Source organism: Pectobacterium jejuense, from assembly GCF_026800125.1.
In the GTDB taxonomy this organism is placed as follows: domain Bacteria; phylum Pseudomonadota; class Gammaproteobacteria; order Enterobacterales; family Enterobacteriaceae; genus Pectobacterium; species Pectobacterium jejuense.
The window spans coordinates 309,675-328,915 of the sequence record NZ_JAPQKX010000004.1; the positions used below are offsets into that span (position 1 = coordinate 309,675).

A 19,241-nucleotide genomic window follows, 5' to 3' on the forward strand; every position below is an offset into this window, starting at 1 on the left:
TAACATTTGAGTTATTATAACTTATGAGTTATATTCCCCGTTAATAAGGGGACTGACATGTATGAATTGATTTTTCACCCCGAAGCTGCAAGCGAAATTTATGACCTCGAACCTGTTATGCAGGCAAAAGCGCTTAAAGGGCTTGAAAAACTTGAAGCTAAAGGGCCCGAGCTAAGATATCCAGACACGGACATCATCGAAGGTGGGTTGTTTGAGCTACGGGTTGGTAGAAAAGACATAAGCAGAACGTTTTTTGCTTACGCAAAAGGACGTAAGATCTATATTTTAAGGACATTCGTAAAGAAAACCCCTAAGACCCCGAAAGCTGAAATAGCGCTGGCAAAGTCAAGATGGGAGGAATTGAAAGATGGCAGTTAAAGGTATCAACTTCTCTGAAGTTAAAGCAAAAGCGCTTTCTAATCCTGAAGTTAAAAAAGCGTATGAGGACGAAGCTCAAGAAGAAGCGCTTCGCGCTGTTCTGATCGAAATGAAGTCCAAGTCAGGTCTGACAAGTACAGAGATCGCCGCTCGCATGGGTGTAAGCCAACCTGCGGTGAGCCGCCTTGAGAGAAATGTTTCCAGTGCGAGTATCTCAACCTTACAACGGTATGCCGCTGCTTGCGGGATGCAGCTTAAGCTGTCACTGGGTTAAGATCAGCGCTGTATTTATAAGCCGGATTTTTTACTGTCTTGCCAGTTAGCATCGGTGCTACAGGTTCCGGCTTGCTACTTCTATACGGTGGAAAACGATCTGGTGGAAATGATACCTAGGTATGATGAGCAGCAGGAAAATCACCCACATAAGAAAAATGAGCGCCAGCCCCTCCCAAACAAGGGGCTGGCGCGGTGGATAATATATCCTCAAATTTTAAATTTCCCTTCCGCATTAATAATTGTATCCCACTGTTTAAATTCGTCACTACTAAGAACTACACAACCTTTTGCCATAGATTTAAAATTCTCAGTAAGGTTTTTATCTTGCTTTGGAGGAAAATGATCGAAACTTGAAATCAATGTTTTTCTTCTAAGATTCTCTACATATTCGGGGCAAATTAGATTTTTTCCATCAAGCGAGAACATATTAACAGCCTTAATGAAGAAATCACTTCTATCTTTTAAGGATTGTGTATCCCATATTGAATTAGGAAATAATTCTTTATAGTATTTATCAGATGTAACATGGTAATAATGAGTTCTTTTATCTAATATGCCGATTACACTTAACGTATTTGAGCTGATAAATAAAAAACCATTAGGCCAAAAGAAGAAAATTAAAAACAATGAAGCCAAAACGGAAAAAATAGTCTCTTTTGCAACTTTAATATTAAAAAGATCATTATTTCCAAAAGAAAAATTTCTTGAATAAAAAATCATAGCTGGAAACAATGATAAAATAGAATAAAAAGAGAGAAAAAATAAAGCGTATAAAAATCCAGAAAAAGTATGTCCATCCATATTCATCAAGAGCAAAGAAATAGATAGTGTTATTGATATTGAAGATAAAAAACAGATAAAAGAAGTGACAACGATAGAGCAAGCCACCCTAATTAATTTACTAAATCCTTCACGGATATTGGCATGAGTATTCTTCACCTTGCAAGTAAAAACCATAAATAAAATGGGAGGAATAAAAGATATAAGTAAAGAGCGAAATGGTTCGCTTATATAGAATAAAGCTGTTTCTAAATAAATATTTTCTTTAGCAAAAGAAGCAAAAAGGTCAGACGATAATATAAAGATAGAGATCAACATAGATATTATCATCATCAAAGTGATATATGGCATATACTTTGTGCTGCTGATATAACTTTCTTTAACAAAGGATGAAAACAATATTAAATTAACACTTGGAAGTACAAATATAAAAGACATTAACACTGACATGAATAAAAACGAACCAAATATTGAAATAAGTGTTGTTTTACTTTCAATTGCGCCAATTAACAGATCAAGTCGTGAAAAATGCCCTAAATAACCCCAAACAATAACTATGGAGGATAGTATGTATATAGGTGAAATTTTTAGCGCATAAAAAAAACATTTTTTAGCATTATTAAAAAATTGTGTTAACTCAATCTCTTTGATTCCTTCCATATATCCCTCTGCCTAGAAAAATAATCTATTAATAATCAATAAAATAATTAGATCCTATAAAGTAGAATATTCAATACATCATTTTTTAAACTCATACGGCACCACATACTCTTCCCGATTGGCATCCAGATAATCCGCCCACCATTGCAGCATCAGCCTGCGCTCATCCAGATGTTCCGCTTTGTGGATATAGGCAGCACGAACGCCGTTGCGTTCCTGATGGCTCATCTGGCGCTCTACTGCATCCCGTGACCACTGGCCGGACTCCACCAGTGCGCTACAGGCCATGGTGCGAAAGCCGTGTCCGCAAATCTCTGTAGTAGTGTCATAGCCCATGGTTCGTAATGCGTTGTTGACGGTGTTTTCACTCATCGGTTTGGTTGGCCGACGATCGCCGGGGAAGATTAGTTCATGAGCGCCGCTGATGGCCTTAATCTCTTCCAGTAGTGCTAAAGCCTGTCGGGATAACGGCACCAGATGTTCAGAGCGCATCTTTGCGCCGCGCTGTGAGTGCTTCACGCCGGGGATAGCTTCACGTTCAGCCGGTATCGTCCACATAGCGCGTTTAAAATCGATTTCCGGCCAGCGGGCAAAACGTAGCTCACTGGAGCGGATAAAAACGCACAGCGTGAGTTTTAACGCCAGTCTGGTTAACGCCCGCCCTTTGTGGCGTTCTATCCTTGCCAGAAAATCAGGCAGTTTATTCAGCTTCAGGGCTGGCCGATGGGTGGCTTTTGGCGCGGCTATCGCCCCGGAGAGGTCTTGCGCGGGGTTGCGTTCTATCAGGTCGTTCTGCACCGCGTAGCGCATGATATCGGTGACGCGCTGGCGCAATCGTGACGCCAAATCAAGATGACCGTTCTGTTCGACGACTTTCAGCGGCTCCAGCAGGTCTTTAGTTTTCAGGTCGGCAATATGGCGATGCCCGATAGCAGGCAGTAGATTTCGTTCCATATCGCGCCATACCCGTCCGGCGTGCGTTTCTGACCACCTGTTTTGGCTAATATTTCGGTGCCAGTCCTGCGCGACCTTCGCAAAAGTATTCAACGCTTCTTGCGCCTGCTCTTTTTCTTCTTCACGCTTTTCCGTTGGGTGGATACCCTCCAACAGCAGCAATCGTATCTCATCACGCTTCTCTCTGGCCTTTGCCAGCGAGACTAGCGGATAGGCACCGAACGCAATCCGACTTTCCTTACCTTCAAAGCGGTATTTGAGATACCAGCGCTTAGAGCCGTTAGGACTCACCAAAAGATACAGGCCATGCGCGTCCGCGAGTTTATAGGCTTTCTCGCGCGGCTTGGCAGTCCGGGCAACAACGTCGGTCAGCGCCATAATTTGGGGGTCAACTCATAATCGAAGTGAATTGACCCTTATCTTGACCCCCAAATCATCTGGATGTCAATGGACGAAAAAAGACCACTGTGGATAAAACAGACAAAAACGCAGAGAGGGAAATGAAATTAAAATTGTTATTTTACAGATATATATGGACATTGCTGGACGATTTTGAACATAAAAAAAGCCACCCTAAGGTGACTTGATTTTCATACTATGGTGCCGAAGGCCGGACTCGAACCGGCACATCTTTCGATGGTTGATTTTGAATCAACTGCGTCTACCGATTTCGCCACTTCGGCACAGAAGTAGTATGCGGAAAACGGGTGCATTATACCGTTTGACGGCCCACGCGCAACGTTAATCCACTCGGTGTTCGGTTAAGTGCTGAAAAAATCATCTTTAGCAACGTGTTATGACTTTTTTACCTTCACGAGGTGTGTGGGAATGGACGCTATTGAGAGTAATAAAAAAGCGCCGAGGATTGATTCACTCAGCGCTTTTTTGGGATTGCTGGGGTCTATCGGCGTTTTAGCAGCAGCGCTACACTGATGAACAGAAACACCGAGCTCGGCAAGATAGCGCCCAGAATCGGCGGGATGCCATAGACCAGACTGAGCGGACGGAAAATCTCATTCAGCAGGTAGAAGAGGAAGCCGAAGCTGATACCTATCACGATGCGTGAACCCGCCGACACGCTGCGTAGCGGGCCAAAGATGAAAGAGACCGCCATGAGCATCATCACCGCCACTGAGACCGGGGCAAAGATTTTGCTCCACATGTTCAACTGGTAGCGACTCGACTCTTGCCCGCTTTGTTTCAGGTATTTGGCGTAATTGTGTAGCCCACGGATCGACAGCGCATCCGGCTCCAGCGCCACCACGCCGAGCTTATCCGGCGTCAGGTTAGTTTTCCATTCTCCGCTGAACGTCTGGCTGCCGCCAATCTGTTTGCCGTCGCTCAAATCAGATTCATCAACCTGCGAGAGCTTCCAGACATTCCTGTCATCTTCAAACTCGGCGGAGGCCGCATATCGCACAGATAGCAGCTTGTTCTTATCATCGAAGTGGTAGATGTTGACGCCAGACAGCTCTTTATCGCCCGTCACTCGTTCGATATAGATAAAGTCATTGCCGTCTTTTGCCCACAGTCCGCCCTGCGTAGAGATCATCGACCCACCGGAGATCATCTGAGAGCGGTAGTTACGCGCCATCTGTTCCCCTTGCGGAGACACCCATTCGCCAATCGCCATCGTCAGCAGCACCAGCGGAATCGCGGTTTTCATCACGGCCGTCGCAATCTGCAAGCGGGTAAAACCGGAAGCCTGCATCACCACCAGTTCGCTGCGGGTCGCAAGCTGGCCCAGCCCGAGCAACGCGCCCAGCAGCGCCGCCATCGGGAAGAAGATCTCAATATCTTTGGGTACGCTGAGCAGCGTGTACAGCCCTGCGCCCAGCGCCGAATACTCGCCCTGCCCAACTTTACGCAACTGGTCGACAAACTTGATGATGCCGGAGAGCGACACCAGCATGAACAGCGTCGTCATGATGGTGGTGAAAATCGTTTTGCCGATATAGCGGTCTAATACACCAAACATCAGGCCGCTCCTTGTGTTCTAAGAGTACGAGGCTTAAAGCAGGCGCGCACTTTGCGCATCGGCACGGTATCCCAGAGGTTAAGCATCACTGCGATACCGAAATACACCAGGTTGGTCAGCCAGACCCATACCATCGGATCGATTTTTCCTTTACTGGCGTTAGAACGCAGCGAGCTTTGCAGCAGAAAGAAAATCAGGTATAGCAGCATCGCAGGCAGCATACTCAGTACCCTGCCCTGACGTGGATTCACCACACTCAGCGGCACTACCATCAGCGCCATGATCAGTACCGAAATAATCAACGTCAGCCGCCAATGGAACTCCGCACGCGCATCGTGCGCATCCGAATGCCACAGGGTCTGCATATCCATTTGTTGCACGTCGCTATTATTGAGCGTCACGCTCTGGTGACCAATCACGGCCTGATAGTTGGTGAAATCCGTGATTCGAAAATCACGCAGCAGCGCCGTGCCTTCGTAACGCGAACCGTTATCCAACGTCACGACCTGCGCACCGTCTTCGTTTTGCTTGATATGACCGCGATCGGCGACGACGACAGAAGGTCGTGCATTACCGCTGGGGCGCAACTGTGCCAGAAAGACGTGCTCAAACTCCGATCCTTTGACATTGCCGACAAACAGCACCGCGTTGCCGCCCTGTGCGGACTGGAACTGCCCTTCAACCAATGCCGCCATGCCGGGGTTCGCTTTCGCTTCCGCCAGCACTTCTTCCTGATGCCGGGACGACCACGGACTGAGCCACATGACATTAATGGTGGCGACAATAGCAGTGAACACCGCCAGGACCAGAGCAGCTTTCAGCAACACGCGTTTGCCGAGCCCGCAGGCGTGCATGACGGTGATCTCGCTTTCCGCATAGAGGCGGCCAAACGTCATCAATACGCCAAGAAACAGACTTAGTGGCAGGATGAGCTGCACCATTTCTGGCACGCCCAATCCCAACAGGGAGATAACCAAATTTGTCGGGATTTCACCATCAACGGCGGCGCCCAGTATCCGTACTAATTTCTGGCAAAAGAAAATCAGTAACAGAATGAAAAGGATGGCCAGTTGACTCTTAAAGGTTTCCCGTACCAGATATCGAATGATGATCACGCTTAATTACGCCTGTGAAAACTTGTCTTTTTGCAGGAAAATCGATAGTTTCTTCGCTAACGCGCCATTTATACTCATTTTTGGCTGCCCTCTTAGCTAAAACTGTATTACAACACACTGCGTTTGAGCTGTTGTATCAGAACCTGCTTATTAGTCACTAAAACAGGTTCGTTACGTCGTTAAGATTAACACAGGTTATGTTAACGCAACGGCGGGAAGTATTACGGAGTGTCACATTCTAGCCGTTGCCCCCGCCGTTGTCTTTAAGATTCAGGAGAGTACATGGAGTTCAGCGTAAAAAGCGGTAGCCCGGAAAAACAACGCAGTGCCTGCATTGTCGTCGGCGTGTTTGAACCGCGTCGTCTGTCCCCTATTGCCGAACAACTCGATAAAATCAGCGACGGCTACATCAGCGCGTTGCTTCGCCGTGGTGAATTAGAAGGCAAAGTGGGGCAATCACTGCTTTTGCACCATGTACCTAACATTCTTTCCGAGCGCATTCTGCTGATTGGTTGCGGTAAAGAGCGCGAACTTGATGAACGCCAGTACAAACAGGTGATTCAGAAAACGATCAACGCGCTGAACGAAACCGGTTCGATGGAAGCGGTCTGCTTCCTGACCGAGCTGCACGTGAAAGGCCGTAACACGTACTGGAAAGTGCGTCAGGCGGTCGAAACCGCAAAAGAGACGCTGTACACCTTCGATCAGCTTAAGAGCAACAAGGTCGAACTGCGCCGTCCGCTGCGCAAAATGGTCTTCAACGTGCCGACACGCCGTGAGCTGACCAGCGGCGAGCGTGCCATTCAGCACGGTCTGGCGATTGCTGCGGGCATCAAAGCCGCGAAAGATCTCGGCAACATGCCGCCGAATATCTGTAATGCCGCGTATCTGGCTTCGCAAGCGCGTCAACTGGCCGATACCTACAGCCAGAACATCATCACGCGCGTGATTGGTGAGCAGCAGATGAAAGAGCTGGGCATGAATGCCTATCTGGCCGTGGGTCAGGGCTCGCAGAATGAATCGCTGATGTCCGTGATCGAATATAAAGGCGATCCAAACCCGGAAACTCGCCCAATTGTACTGGTAGGTAAAGGGCTGACGTTCGATTCCGGCGGCATCTCCATCAAACCTGCCGACAGCATGGACGAAATGAAGTACGACATGTGCGGCGCGGCCACGGTCTACGGCGTGATGCGTATGGCAGCCGAACTGGCGCTGCCGTTGAATATCATCGGCGTGCTGGCGGGCTGTGAAAACATGGTCGATGGGCGCGCCTACCGTCCGGGCGACGTGCTGACCACGATGTCCGGCCAAACGGTAGAAGTACTGAACACCGATGCGGAAGGCCGTCTGGTCTTGTGTGATACGCTGACCTACGTCGAGCGTTATGAGCCGGACGTAGTGATTGACGTCGCAACGCTGACCGGCGCGTGCGTGATTGCGCTGGGGCACCACATCACCGGGCTGATGGCGAACCACAATCCGCTGGCACACGAGCTGTTGAGCGCATCCGAGCAGTCTGGCGACCGCGCATGGCGTCTGCCGCTGACCGACGAATTCCAGGAACAGCTGGAATCCAATTTCGCCGATATGGCGAATATTGGCGGTCGTCCAGGCGGTGCGATTACCGCAGGCTGCTTCCTGTCACGCTTTACGCGTAAGTACAGCTGGGCACATCTGGATATCGCGGGCACCGCCTGGCGTTCCGGTAAAGCCAAAGGCGCAACGGGTCGCCCGGTCGCGCTGTTATCACAGTTCCTGCTTAACCGCGCCGGACAGAACGACGTAGAATAAGACTTTCACGTCAACGGCGATGACCAAAGCCAGCGATTGCCTTATCCTTATAAGGTAATTGCCTATCGGGCCGGATATTCCGGCCCTTATCAATAGTGTAAACAATGAAAAACGCAACGTTCTATCTTCTCGAACACGACAGCAAAAGCGGTGAGCTCAGCGCCCATGAGGCACTGGCATGCGATCTGGCGGCAGAACGTTGGCGAGCAGGAAAGCGCGTGCTGATTGCCTGTGAAGACGAACAGCAGGCCATCAGACTGGACGAGGCACTGTGGCAACGCGATCCCAACGCCTTCGTGCCACATAATCTGGCAGGCGAAGGGCCGCGTCACGGCGCACCGGTCGAACTGGCCTGGCCGCAGCGGCGTGGCAACGCACCACGGGATCTGCTGATCAGCCTATTGCCGCAGTTCGCAGATTTTGCCACCGCTTTCCATGAAGTGATAGACTTTGTCCCTTACGAAGACTCCTTGAAACAGTTGGCGCGCGACCGCTATAAAACCTATCGCAGCGTCGGCTTCCAATTGACCACGGCTACGCCGCCAACTCACTGAATTTTGAGCATAATGGAAACGAAATATAACCCGCAAGATATCGAGCAGCCGCTCTACGAACACTGGGAAAAGCAAGGCTACTTCAAGCCGCACGGCGACACGAGTAAAGAAAGCTTCAGCATTATGATCCCGCCGCCCAACGTCACCGGCAGCTTGCATATGGGTCATGCTTTCCAGCAAACCATTATGGATACGTTGATTCGCTATCAGCGTATGCAGGGTAAAAATACCCTGTGGCAGGCGGGTACTGACCACGCCGGTATCGCCACGCAGATGGTCGTTGAGCGCAAGATCGCCGCAGAAGAAGGCAAAACTCGCCACGATTACGGCCGCGAAGCGTTCATCGACAAAATCTGGCAGTGGAAAGGCGAATCCGGTGGCAACATCACCAATCAGATGCGCCGTCTGGGCAACTCCGTTGACTGGGAGCGCGAGCGCTTCACCATGGATGAAGGCCTGTCCAACGCGGTGAAAGAAGTTTTTGTCCGTCTGTATAAAGAAGACCTGATTTACCGCGGCAAGCGTCTTGTGAACTGGGATCCAAAACTGCGCACTGCAATTTCCGATCTGGAAGTAGAAAACCGCGAAGTGAAAGGGTCGATGTGGCACCTGCGCTATCCGCTGGCCGATGGTGTAAAAACCGCCGACGGGAAAGACTATCTGGTCGTCGCGACCACCCGCCCGGAAACCGTGCTGGGTGATACCGGCGTCGCCGTTAACCCGGAAGATCCGCGTTATAAAGATCTGATCGGCAAAGAAGTGATCCTGCCGCTGATTGGCCGTCGTATTCCGATCGTCGGCGACGAACACGCCGATATGGAAAAAGGTACCGGCTGCGTGAAAATCACGCCAGCGCACGACTTCAACGACTACGAAGTCGGTAAACGCCACCAGTTGCCGATGGTCAATATCCTGACGTTCGACGGCGATATCCGCCAGAGCGCTGAAATTTTTGATACCAATGGCGAAGCCAGCACCGTTTGCAGCAGCGACATCCCTGGAGCTTTCCAGGGTTTGGAGCGTTTTGCCGCGCGTAAAGCGCTGGTCGCCGCATTCGATGAGCTTGGCCTGCTGGAAGAGATCAAAGCGCACGATCTGACCGTTCCGTACGGTGACCGTGGCGGCGTTGTCATTGAGCCGATGCTGACCGACCAGTGGTACGTGCGTGCTGCCGTGTTGGCTAAACCGGCAGTGGAAGCGGTGGAAGATGGCCGCATCCAGTTCGTACCAAAACAGTATGAAAACATGTACTTCAGTTGGATGCGCGACATTCAGGACTGGTGTATCTCCCGTCAGCTGTGGTGGGGTCACCGCATTCCGGCCTGGTACGATGCTAATGGCAACGTCTATGTCGGCCGCACCGAAGCGGAAGTTCGCAGTGAAAACAACCTCGCTGACGATGTCGTTCTGAATCAGGACGAAGACGTACTGGATACCTGGTTCTCATCCGGGCTGTGGACGTTCTCTACGCTGGGTTGGCCAGAACAAACGCCCGATCTGAAAGCGTTCCACCCAAGCAGCGTGATGGTCAGCGGCTTCGACATCATCTTCTTCTGGATTGCCCGCATGATCATGCTGACCATGCACTTCATCAAAGATGAAGACGGCAAACCACAGGTGCCATTCCATACCGTCTACATGACCGGCCTGATCCGTGATGATGAAGGTCAGAAGATGTCCAAATCCAAAGGGAACGTGATCGACCCGCTGGATATGGTCGACGGCATTTCGCTGGAAGCGCTGCTGGAAAAACGTACCGGCAACATGATGCAGCCGCAGCTGGCGGAAAAAATCCGCAAGCGCACCGAGAAACAGTTCCCGAACGGCATCGAGCCGCACGGTACGGACGCTCTGCGCTTCACGCTGGCGGCGTTGGCCTCTACTGGCCGCGACATCAACTGGGACATGAAGCGTCTGGAAGGTTACCGCAACTTCTGTAACAAACTGTGGAACGCCAGCCGTTTTGTGCTGATGAACACCGAAGATCAGGATTGCGGCTTTGGTGCAGGCGAGAAAGTACTGTCGCTGGCTGACCGCTGGATTCTGGCGGAATTCAACCGCACGGTGAAAGCCTACCGCGAGGCGCTGGATGGTTACCGCTTTGATATTGCGGCCAACATTCTGTACGAATTCACCTGGAACCAGTTCTGCGACTGGTATCTGGAGCTGACGAAACCGGTGATGAATGGCGGTTCAGAAGCGGAACTGCGCGGTACGCGTCATACGCTGGTGACCGTGCTGGAAGCGTTGCTGCGTCTGGCACATCCGATTATTCCGTTCATTACCGAAACCATCTGGCTACGCGTTAAAGCGCTGAAAGGCATTAGCGCCGATACGATCATGTTGCAGCCGTTCCCTGAGTTCGATGCCGCGCAGGAAGATACGCTGGCGCTGAACGATCTAGAGTGGATCAAGCAGGCGATTATCGCGGTGCGTAACATTCGTGCGGAAATGAACATCGCGCCGGGCAAACCGCTGGAAGTCTTACTGCGTGATGTCACTGGTGAAGCACAGCGCCGCGTGGAAGAGAACCGCAGCTTTATCCAAACGCTGGCGCGTCTGGAAAGCATTACGCTGCTGCCTTCGGGCGATAAAGGTCCGGTTTCCGTCACTAAACTCATTGATGGTGCCGAGCTGTTAATTCCGATGGCAGGCCTGATCGATAAAGCGGCAGAGCTGGATCGTCTGACGAAAGAAGTAGCGAAAATCGAAGCAGAGATTGAGCGCATCGAAAGCAAGCTGTCCAACGAAGGCTTTGTGGCACGCGCACCGGAAGCGGTCGTAGCCAAAGAGCGTGAGAAGCTGGACGGTTACGCCGTAGCGAAAGCTAAACTGCTGGAGCAGCACGCGGTCATCGCTGCGCTGTAACGCTCACCGATTTTCTAGCGGCAGTACGGTAAGTACGAAAGCCTCGTTGCAAAACGAGGCTTTTTATTTTATTTGCTTCATACGATGTATAAATGGAGTAACACAATGAGCAACACGAATCATGCTGAGGTCAGCAAGTTTCTTAGCTACGTTTTACGGCATAAGCCCGAAGCCATTGGGCTAACGCTGAGCAGCGAAGGCTGGGCAAACATAGCGGAATTGATTAGCGGTGCGGCAAAAGATGGACGCCTTCTTACCAGAGAAGTGATTCAGTCTGTCGTCGACAGCAGCGACAAAAAGCGTTTTTCTATTTCGGCGGATGGGTTATCGATTCGCGCAGCGCAGGGGCACTCGTCATCGCAGGTCGATATGCGTTACGAGCCCAAAGCGCCGCCCGGGTTGCTTTACCACGGCACCGCAACCCGATTTGTTGACTCGATAAATCAGCAGGGTTTGCTTCCTGGTTCACGTCAGTATGTGCACTTGTCAGCCGATGAAGCCACAGCGATAAATGTCGGCCAACGGCACGGCAAGCCCGTGGTATTAGAAATAAAAGCGCGAGAAATGCATCAACAAGGGTTTGTTTTTTATCAGGCGGATAACGGAGTATGGCTAACGCTGACGGTTCCTGTGCCGTTTATCGCGTCCACGCCATTGATTGATGAATGAATGCATGTATGAATCGCCTGTCTTCGCCGCCCCCATAACAGTAGCGAAAACAGGCGATAAACTCATTTAACGACTAGCGGGCATCGGCCAGCGCAATGTTACGGCGCAAACCGGGCAGCACGTTGTCCATTTCCATGTTTTCTCTTGCGATCTGGAAACGAGAAACGGACTGCTGCAGATTAATAACCTGCTCCTGAAGTGAATTCGCCGAGGTCGCCACTTCTGATACCAAGGACGCATTCTGCTGAGTCACACCATCCATCTGATTGATGGCGATATTGATCTGCGAAATACCGCGGCTCTGCTCGCTGGAAGCCAGCGTGATCTCATCCATAATATCGACCACTTTTTTCACATCCATCAGCACTTCGTCCATGGTGTTACCCGCGACTTCAACCAGCCCAGCACCCTTTTCAATGCGGCTGAGAGAATCATCGATCATAGTGCCGATCTCTTTCGCTGCTGTCGCACTGCGCGCAGCCAGCATCCGCACTTCGGAAGCCACCACCGCAAAACCTTTACCGTATTGACCCGCACGCGCAGATTCCACCGCAGCGTTCAACGCCAGCAGATTGGTCTGGAAGGCGATGCCGTCGATCACGCCAACAATGTCGGAGATCTTGGCAGAGCTCTGCTTGATGGAACGCATTGTGTCCACCACTTCGGAGACAACATTCCCGCCGCGAGACGCGGAATTAGAGGCTTTCAGCGCCAGATCGTTGGCTTTACGCGTGTTGTCTTCGTTGTTTTTCACCGTCGACATGATCTGTTCCATGCTTGAAGCAGTTTCATCCAACGAGGCCGCCTGCTGTTCGGTACGGCTGGAGAGATCGATGTTGCCGGAGGCAATTTCCTCGACACCGACGCTGATCGCATCGGTTCCGTTACGCACTACGCGCACCATGTTTTCCAGCCCGTCACGCATACGTTGAACCGCGGCAAACAGCTGTGCGATTTCATTTTTTCCGCTGCTATCAATCTGCGCCCGCAGATCGCCTTCGGCGATGCGGTCAAAGACGGAAATCGCCTGATTCAGTGGTTTCACGATCATGTTGGTCATCACAGACCAGGCCAGTGCCGCCAGCAGCAGCGCACAGGCAATCGCACCGTACAGGATGACTTCCATCTGTTGCACACGCCCATTTGAATCCGCGTAGGCTTCATCAATGCTCTTCAGCTTAAAGGCAACCAGCGCTTTAGAGGATTTATCAAACGCGGCATACAGCACTGTCGATTTCCCGGCACGCTGGCGATATTCATCCAGATTCCCTGCGTTAAGCGCCGCAAATGCCGGATCGATAAACTCCTGCATCAGCGTATTGCGTTTCTCGGCCATGTCCGAAGAAATGACTTTTTCCGCTTCGGATTGCGGGTATTTCAGGTATTCCTGCCACTTTTCACTGGCACCGTCGACCTTGCCTCTGGCGCGCCCTAGCGCGACTTTAGCTGCCTCGACATCCCCTTTCCCCATTAATGATTCGTACAGACGCAAATCCAACCGACCACGCAACAGCAATTCTGAGCTGTCATTCAGCGCAACCAGCCCTGGCAGCACTTCCATATCGACGCGAGCAAATGATTTATTCCCTGACTGAACGGCAACCAACCCTAACACGCCGACGAAAAGCAGTAACGCCGCTAACGAAAACACCATCATGCTGAGTGCAGTACGGATCTTTATCTTACGAAACATAAATTATCCCTGTGGCCTAAAAATAAGAAAGGATGAGCGCCAGCTCCAGAGCAGAGCCGTTCCGTTATTTACGTAATAGTCGTTATTCAATTTCCAGACGCGTGAATTTCCACGAACTGAAATAAACTCGTTATAAAACCGTAATAAAATAAAGAAACGTATAAAGAAAACGATGACCGACAGAAAGAGACTTTCTGTCGGTCATGCGTTTTTATTTTTTATTATTTTTCTGAGACGGATTCTTTTCTAAAAAACGTTGTAGCTCATCTTTATAAAACTTCGCCGACATCATGGTGCCATGCCCGCTGGTATCTTTGCTGGCGGGAATAAGGAACAATGTTGCCTGCTTAATTTTCTTAAGCTCATTCTCCAGAATGCCTGTTTCAATAGGATTACGCTCATCATCCGCAGAGTTAATCACCAGAACAGGTGCCTTAATTTTATTCAGTTCCGGTGCCGCGTTATAATTTGCAGACGAGCCCCAGATATAAATAAAGTCATTCGCATCGCTGGTTGATGGTGCCGCAAGGCGATCTTCTACCAGTTTGTCCGCCTGCACGCGCGTCGGCGCTTTGTTCTGGTATGCCAGCGTGCCGCCAGTGGTGGCGATACTGAACATAATGCTGGCCGTTTTCAGCGTTGGTGGCTGCTGCGTGTAGTCGCCGTTATTCCACGTTGGATCGTTCTTGATGGATTCAATCAAGATGCGGCGCATCATCCAGTTACGACCAGATAACTCATTTGGCAGCGATGCCATTGGCACTAGCGCATCCATCATGTCTGGGTATTTTTCACCCCAGAGCCAGGTTTGCATGCCGCCCATGGAATATCCCATTACCAGACGCAGGTGGTTAATACCCAGTCCTTCTTTGATTAAGCGATATTGTGCCTGCACCATATCGTTATAATCGTACTGCGGGAATTTCATCCGTAAGCCGTCTGACGGTTTTGACGATTTTCCAGAACCGATACTCTCCGGCATGATAATAAAGTATTTGCTGCTATCCAGCGCCTGACCCGGTCCGAACAGCTCTCCGCCAAAGCCATTGGCTAGCAGTGATTTAATCGGCTGGTTCGTTCCATGTAGCAGTAAGACGGCGGGTTTGGTTTTATCACCGATCGTGTAGTAGTGAATACGCAGATCTTTTAATTTTTCGCCGCTGTTGAAGGTAAATTCTGGCGCAATCCAGTCGCCTTCTTTGGGGTCTGGGAAATTGGCCTGTGCATACGTTAATGGTGACAGCATTAACAGAAATGCGCCCACCACCCCTGATAGAATTCGATTAATCATAAATAACTCTTCGGTAATCATGAAGTCGTGAAGCCGCGATTTTAATGTCTATTAGGAAAAATCCCAATAAACATAAGCGAACTAATAATAAAAAGAGATTATTGCCTGGTTTTTTTATTTAACGCGAGAGATTCTACAGATAGTTTTTAATAGGATGATATTTAACGCATTCATGTTAATCGTCCGGCTACGCGGTTCATGCTTTGCGCTCGACATTCGCGTTTATAAAAACAGCAAAGCGCGCTTTTTTTGTTCAAATGTCTAGTCATACTCTAAATAATTCGAGTTGCAGGAAGGCGGCAAGCGAGGGAATCCCGATGAGCTTACTCAGGTAAGTGATTCGGGTGAGTGAGCGTAGCCAACGCACATGCAACTTGAAGTATGACGAGTATAGAAGGAGATCGTGTGCGGCGACACCGCACACGATTGACACAAGGCAGGGTTAGATCGGAGGTGAGAATCAAGATCTGAGGATTAGTGCTTATTCATCTCGCTTTCAATGGCTTTCAGCCGCTCATCCATATCTGGGTGCGTACTCAGCCAGTCTGGTAAATCCAGCGAATCAATTTCATCATGACTGCGGTCGTTATTGATCAACGCCCGATACATCGCCTGCATCGACTGAAGCGAACGCCCTTGCTGCTGCATTTCTGCTATTGCCCATGCATCGGCTTCCCGTTCCATATCGCGAGAAAACTGCATCTCGTTGATAAAAGCAGCAGACTGCAACAAGGTATCCCCGACGCCGCTGACATCTCCCGTCATCCACATGAACGTCAGCGATACCAGCGATGAACGAACCACCATGCGCATGGGGTGGCGATAGGCGTGGTGCCCCATTTCATGCAGCATCACCGCGGCCAGCTCGTTGTCATTTTTCGCCAGCTTAACCAGATCGTCACTGATAATCAGTGTGCCATCCGCCAGCATAAAAGCATTCGGCCCGATAGGCGCAGACATGATCTCCAGGCGCAGCGGCGTTTTGTCTTCCCGCATATCCGCGGGCATAACCTGCTGAAACAGCGCTTGCATCGCCTGTTGGCGCTCAGCAGGCAGTTTGGAAGGTTTAAAATCACTGTGCTGCAGCAGCTTCATCGTACTTTGTCCTAGCTGCTGTTCGATGGCAGTAGGTATCTGGAGTGCCAGCGCAGAACTTGCCCACGGCAGTACCACGTAAACGTAGTTTATGACGAGCAAGATTGTGGCGAGTAGCGTGAGAATGACACCACGCTTATGGCGTTCCAGACGATGGACAAGTCCCGGGCGACGTCGTGCGGAATACCACGCGCGAAAAGTGGGATCGTCGGCAGGAACAAAGCGACCACCGTCAGGAAATGTGAGCGTTAGAGGAATCGAGCCCAGCGCATCGGAAACCGTGACCTGCTCTAAGGCAAATGTCGTATTCGATGACCCGGTGTTCAGCACTATCATCGAACCGTTGTCCGATAAATGAAGAGAAGCGGCCACGCGGGCCGCCAATCCGGGGTATTGATAATGCCCCTTAATATTCATATTCCTGCCTTAGAGACCGACACCCAAATCGAGCGCCTGCACGGCTTCTTCGGCCAGTGCGCTGTTTGCTGTGTCCTGATGAGCCTGAACATGCAGCAGTGCCAGATCGCCTTCAACCGCTGTCGCATTTGCGATATAGCGTGCATGGCGAATCTCTGCCACTGGTGCAGCCCAACCCAAAGAGAAAATAGTGATCAGGCTATTGGTTATCAGCAGCCCCATGTAAGACAGCGTTTGCATGGAAGAGTGCAATTTCACACCACCATTCAGCGACGTCTGGTTAAACAGATAATTACGCTGTGCAACCACCAGATAACTGCTGGAAACCAGCACACCCAGCAGCGCCACAACGAACATCATAATAAAATTAAAGGCATTGCTCAGCAGCATCATAGCAATGGTTTCCGAATCTGCGCCCATCATAATGATCTGATACAGCGTAAAAAAGAACGACCCCATGAATGACAGCGCGGCGATCAAGAAAGGAACAAAAATCAGCAGGCTAATCAGGGCGAATTTAATAAACGCCGCTTTCGTCAACTCCGCTTTAAACGCCGTTTTACCGAAGAACAGGTTATTAACATAGAGATCAAGCTGCATCATTTTCATGATGCCATTGACCGCTGCAAACCCTGGAACCACCAGCGCCAGCACGATGAGTGTAATGATAATCGGGCTATCGCTCTGCATACCAATGATCATCGCCACCGCTAAAACAGCATAAAAAGCCAGCAGCAGCAGAATAGGGCAAAGCAGCAACACCCAATACGCGCGACCTGTCTGGCAATGATAATTAAAGCGAATACCACGATAGCTGGACATAATAGCGTCATAACGCCAGTTGCGGATCACGATAATCGGAATCAATGCCGCAAATGCCAGCGCGATAACCGTGGCAAGCACGGGTGAAAAACTCAATATGATATAAAACAGAATGATTCCAGCGATAACCAGCAAACGCCCTTTGAGAATCTGAATGGGATCCGCATGGTAATCAAAACGGTCACCGTTAATTTCCGTATTGCCGTAGAAATAACGGCGGCGGCGCACTGTCGCCCAGGCAGAATAAATACCTAAGGTGATTATCGTTAATAATGCATTCACCAGCCAAATTGCAAAATATTCCCCAGCCTTACCATGAAACTGCACGCGATGCTGCGCGCTATTTTCTGAAGTATTGATAGTCATAGACCTTTCATCCTAAAAGAAATAAGCCTTATAAACGCTTCATTCGACACGTTATTGGCATACAAAAAGCGGCTTATTTAAGCATGTCTTGTTAACAACAACAATAAAAGTTAACAGTAATTAAACAACTGCATAGTCTTATAAATCGTAAGGAATAGCGCACTTCAATATTTATATCTTGAGAGATTGCAGGAAATTTTACTTATATCTTAGATAATTCGAGCTCCAGAGTGTCATGTTATGACGTTAACAGTAGAAAATGCTGGCGCGTTAGTGTGGATATAGAATAAAAATCACCGCAGATACCCCCCGAAGCACAGCAGGAAGAACGGGGATAGACGTTGCATCAATGTGGTCTGAAATGGTATTACAATCGGCCAGGATCATTCCCCTCGTAAACCGTAAGAGCAAGAGTACGTATTATGACAACCGCGACCTCCGCCAATCTTCAGGTACGCCCAATCACCGCGCAGGACGATGCCGCTATCGCTCAGGTCATCCGTCAGGTTTCTGCTGAATTTGGTTTGACGGCCGATAAAGGCTACACCGTTTCCGACCCTAATCTGGATGCGCTGTTTGCCCTCTATAGCCAGCCGAAAAGCGCCTACTGGGTGGTGGAATATGAAGGCCGCGTGGTTGGCGGCGGCGGCATTGCCCCGCTGGTCGCAGGTGAAGAGGATGTGTGTGAATTACAGAAAATGTATTTCCTGCCCGTCGTGCGGGGAAAAGGGCTGGCACGTCAGTTGGCGATACAGGCGCTTGATTTTGCGCGTCAGCACGGCTTTCGCCGCTGCTATCTGGAAACAACTGGCCACCTGACCAGCGCGATCCGACTGTATGAGTCACTGGGCTTCGAGCTGATTCCCCACTCAATGGGCAACACGGGCCACACCGACTGTGAAGTGACGATGCTGAAGGCACTGTAGTTGAAGGTACTGTAATAGGCTGAAAGTACGGTAATAATGCGTTGTGATACCGAATAAAAAACGCCGCGGGGGTTCCGGCGGCGTTTTCAGTGAGGCGTGTTCTTTCGAGTTAATGATTCAATAATTAGTGGCGCTTGCCGTCATCATCTTCATCATAAAAATCTTCATCATCCCCGTCTTCTTCACCTTCACCATCTGGATCTTCGAAGTAGGTGCCCCAACCGTCGTAATTCACACCGTGACGTTCTGCCAGCGCCAGCAGTTGTTCTACCTGCGCGTCGATCAGCTCCGCCTTCAGCGCAACTTCACTGATAGCATCGCAGCACATCAGCAACACGCCATCTTCCACTTCGAGTTCTTCCGCATCCGTCACTTCATAGCCCAGCTTGAAGGCTTCTACAGCGACTTTTTCCAACACTTCAAACTTCTCAGCAGAGAAATGGTGTTCAATGGTATAGAGCGCGTCAGGATCGCTGCCATCATCCAGCAGCTCTTCAATGATCAGGCGTGTTTCTTCCCGTTGCTCTTCCAGTAATTCGCGGTTTGCCATGCCTCAGTCCTCATTAAACGACGTAATATTACTTATTGTCCCACAGCCCTGCGGC

Annotated in this window: 16 protein-coding genes and 1 tRNA gene; 7 read left to right on the plus strand and 10 right to left on the minus strand. The window is 50.1% G+C overall.

Annotation, left to right across the window (positions count from 1 at the left end):
* The first annotated feature begins 57 nt into the window (after positions 1-57).
* On the plus strand, positions 58-378 hold the full coding sequence (locus NXT09_RS09900; protein WP_005971241.1) for a type II toxin-antitoxin system RelE/ParE family toxin: 321 nt from the start codon (positions 58-60) through the stop codon (positions 376-378).
* Positions 368-652 carry a helix-turn-helix domain-containing protein gene (locus tag NXT09_RS09905; RefSeq protein ID WP_137740704.1) on the plus strand — a complete coding sequence of 95 codons (285 nt, stop codon included), beginning with the start codon at positions 368-370 and terminating at the stop codon, positions 650-652. The genes NXT09_RS09900 and NXT09_RS09905 overlap by 11 nt, the downstream gene beginning before the upstream one ends.
* Positions 653-861: 209 nt before the next feature.
* On the opposite strand, the gene NXT09_RS09910 is transcribed toward NXT09_RS09905, so the two are convergent.
* The 5 genes from NXT09_RS09910 to lptF form a co-directional block, all read right to left on the minus strand.
* Positions 862-2,094 (minus strand): hypothetical protein, encoded by a 1,233-nt coding sequence (locus NXT09_RS09910; RefSeq protein WP_137740703.1) that lies wholly within the window; start codon positions 2,092-2,094, stop codon positions 862-864.
* 78 nt (positions 2,095-2,172) lie between these two features.
* Positions 2,173-3,426: a tyrosine-type recombinase/integrase gene (locus NXT09_RS09915; RefSeq protein ID WP_268579572.1), complete on the minus strand. Its 1,254-nt coding sequence runs from the start codon at positions 3,424-3,426 to the stop codon at positions 2,173-2,175.
* Between the two features lie 220 nt (positions 3,427-3,646).
* Positions 3,647-3,731: transfer RNA gene (locus tag NXT09_RS09920), tRNA-Leu, on the minus strand.
* Positions 3,732-3,949: 218 nt separating this feature from the next.
* A complete protein-coding gene (lptG, locus tag NXT09_RS09925; RefSeq protein WP_119880592.1) occupies positions 3,950-5,026 on the minus strand; it encodes an LPS export ABC transporter permease LptG in 1,077 nt (358 codons plus the stop codon).
* Positions 5,026-6,141 carry an LPS export ABC transporter permease LptF gene (lptF, locus tag NXT09_RS09930; RefSeq protein WP_268579573.1) on the minus strand — a complete coding sequence of 372 codons (1,116 nt, stop codon included), beginning with the start codon at positions 6,139-6,141 and terminating at the stop codon, positions 5,026-5,028. The genes lptG and lptF overlap by 1 nt, the downstream gene beginning before the upstream one ends.
* Before the next feature lie 282 nt (positions 6,142-6,423).
* Here lptF and pepA point away from each other — a divergent pair, with 282 nt between their 5' ends.
* From pepA to NXT09_RS09950, 4 genes are all read left to right on the plus strand, one after another.
* Positions 6,424-7,935, plus strand: a complete 1,512-nt coding sequence (gene pepA, locus NXT09_RS09935) for a leucyl aminopeptidase (RefSeq protein ID WP_010284628.1) — start codon at positions 6,424-6,426, stop codon at positions 7,933-7,935.
* A gap of 104 nt (positions 7,936-8,039) precedes the next feature.
* Positions 8,040-8,489: a DNA polymerase III subunit chi gene (locus NXT09_RS09940; protein ID WP_010284626.1), complete on the plus strand. Its 450-nt coding sequence runs from the start codon at positions 8,040-8,042 to the stop codon at positions 8,487-8,489.
* Positions 8,490-8,501: 12 nt separating this feature from the next.
* Positions 8,502-11,357, plus strand: a complete 2,856-nt coding sequence (locus NXT09_RS09945; RefSeq protein WP_268579574.1) for a valine--tRNA ligase — start codon at positions 8,502-8,504, stop codon at positions 11,355-11,357.
* Positions 11,358-11,462: 105 nt separating this feature from the next.
* A complete protein-coding gene (locus NXT09_RS09950; protein WP_268579575.1) occupies positions 11,463-12,026 on the plus strand; it encodes an RNA 2'-phosphotransferase in 564 nt (187 codons plus the stop codon).
* Positions 12,027-12,099: 73 nt separating this feature from the next.
* Here the strand turns inward: NXT09_RS09950 and NXT09_RS09955 are convergent, their stop codons facing one another.
* From NXT09_RS09955 to NXT09_RS09970, 4 genes are all read right to left on the minus strand, one after another.
* The gene (locus tag NXT09_RS09955; protein WP_205554044.1) at positions 12,100-13,719 is read right to left on the minus strand and encodes a methyl-accepting chemotaxis protein; all 1,620 of its coding nucleotides are present in this window, start codon (positions 13,717-13,719) and stop codon (positions 12,100-12,102) included.
* Between the two features lie 211 nt (positions 13,720-13,930).
* Positions 13,931-15,010 (minus strand): alpha/beta fold hydrolase, encoded by a 1,080-nt coding sequence (locus tag NXT09_RS09960; protein WP_268579576.1) that lies wholly within the window; start codon positions 15,008-15,010, stop codon positions 13,931-13,933.
* A gap of 474 nt (positions 15,011-15,484) precedes the next feature.
* Positions 15,485-16,522: a M48 family metallopeptidase gene (locus tag NXT09_RS09965; RefSeq protein WP_268579577.1), complete on the minus strand. Its 1,038-nt coding sequence runs from the start codon at positions 16,520-16,522 to the stop codon at positions 15,485-15,487.
* A gap of 9 nt (positions 16,523-16,531) precedes the next feature.
* Positions 16,532-17,710 carry a YjgN family protein gene (locus NXT09_RS09970; RefSeq protein WP_268579578.1) on the minus strand — a complete coding sequence of 393 codons (1,179 nt, stop codon included), beginning with the start codon at positions 17,708-17,710 and terminating at the stop codon, positions 16,532-16,534.
* 422 nt (positions 17,711-18,132) lie between these two features.
* On the opposite strand from NXT09_RS09970, the gene NXT09_RS09975 reads away from it, so the two are divergent.
* Complete coding sequence (locus NXT09_RS09975; protein WP_268579579.1) at positions 18,133-18,636, plus strand: GNAT family N-acetyltransferase; 504 nt, start codon at positions 18,133-18,135, stop codon at positions 18,634-18,636.
* Positions 18,637-18,760: 124 nt separating this feature from the next.
* Here the strand turns inward: NXT09_RS09975 and rraB are convergent, their stop codons facing one another.
* On the minus strand, positions 18,761-19,186 hold the full coding sequence (gene rraB / locus NXT09_RS09980) for a ribonuclease E inhibitor RraB (protein ID WP_010298271.1): 426 nt from the start codon (positions 19,184-19,186) through the stop codon (positions 18,761-18,763).
* Between the last annotated feature and the right edge of the window lie 55 nt (positions 19,187-19,241).

Coding starts and splice junctions, on each gene's coding strand:
- lptG (WP_119880592.1), bottom strand. CDS start 5,026: ATGTTTGGTGTATTAGACCGCTATATCGGCAAAACGATTTTCACCACC.
- NXT09_RS09940 (WP_010284626.1), top strand. CDS start 8,040: ATGAAAAACGCAACGTTCTATCTTCTCGAACACGACAGCAAAAGCGGT.
- NXT09_RS09975 (WP_268579579.1), top strand. CDS start 18,133: ATGACAACCGCGACCTCCGCCAATCTTCAGGTACGCCCAATCACCGCG.
- NXT09_RS09960 (WP_268579576.1), bottom strand. CDS start 15,010: ATGATTAATCGAATTCTATCAGGGGTGGTGGGCGCATTTCTGTTAATG.
- NXT09_RS09955 (WP_205554044.1), bottom strand. CDS start 13,719: ATGTTTCGTAAGATAAAGATCCGTACTGCACTCAGCATGATGGTGTTT.
- NXT09_RS09905 (WP_137740704.1), top strand. CDS start 368: ATGGCAGTTAAAGGTATCAACTTCTCTGAAGTTAAAGCAAAAGCGCTT.
- NXT09_RS09910 (WP_137740703.1), bottom strand. CDS start 2,094: ATGGAAGGAATCAAAGAGATTGAGTTAACACAATTTTTTAATAATGCT.
- rraB (WP_010298271.1), bottom strand. CDS start 19,186: ATGGCAAACCGCGAATTACTGGAAGAGCAACGGGAAGAAACACGCCTG.
- NXT09_RS09945 (WP_268579574.1), top strand. CDS start 8,502: ATGGAAACGAAATATAACCCGCAAGATATCGAGCAGCCGCTCTACGAA.
- NXT09_RS09965 (WP_268579577.1), bottom strand. CDS start 16,522: ATGAATATTAAGGGGCATTATCAATACCCCGGATTGGCGGCCCGCGTG.
- NXT09_RS09915 (WP_268579572.1), bottom strand. CDS start 3,426: ATGGCGCTGACCGACGTTGTTGCCCGGACTGCCAAGCCGCGCGAGAAA.
- NXT09_RS09950 (WP_268579575.1), top strand. CDS start 11,463: ATGAGCAACACGAATCATGCTGAGGTCAGCAAGTTTCTTAGCTACGTT.
- NXT09_RS09900 (WP_005971241.1), top strand. CDS start 58: ATGTATGAATTGATTTTTCACCCCGAAGCTGCAAGCGAAATTTATGAC.
- NXT09_RS09970 (WP_268579578.1), bottom strand. CDS start 17,710: ATGACTATCAATACTTCAGAAAATAGCGCGCAGCATCGCGTGCAGTTT.
- pepA (WP_010284628.1), top strand. CDS start 6,424: ATGGAGTTCAGCGTAAAAAGCGGTAGCCCGGAAAAACAACGCAGTGCC.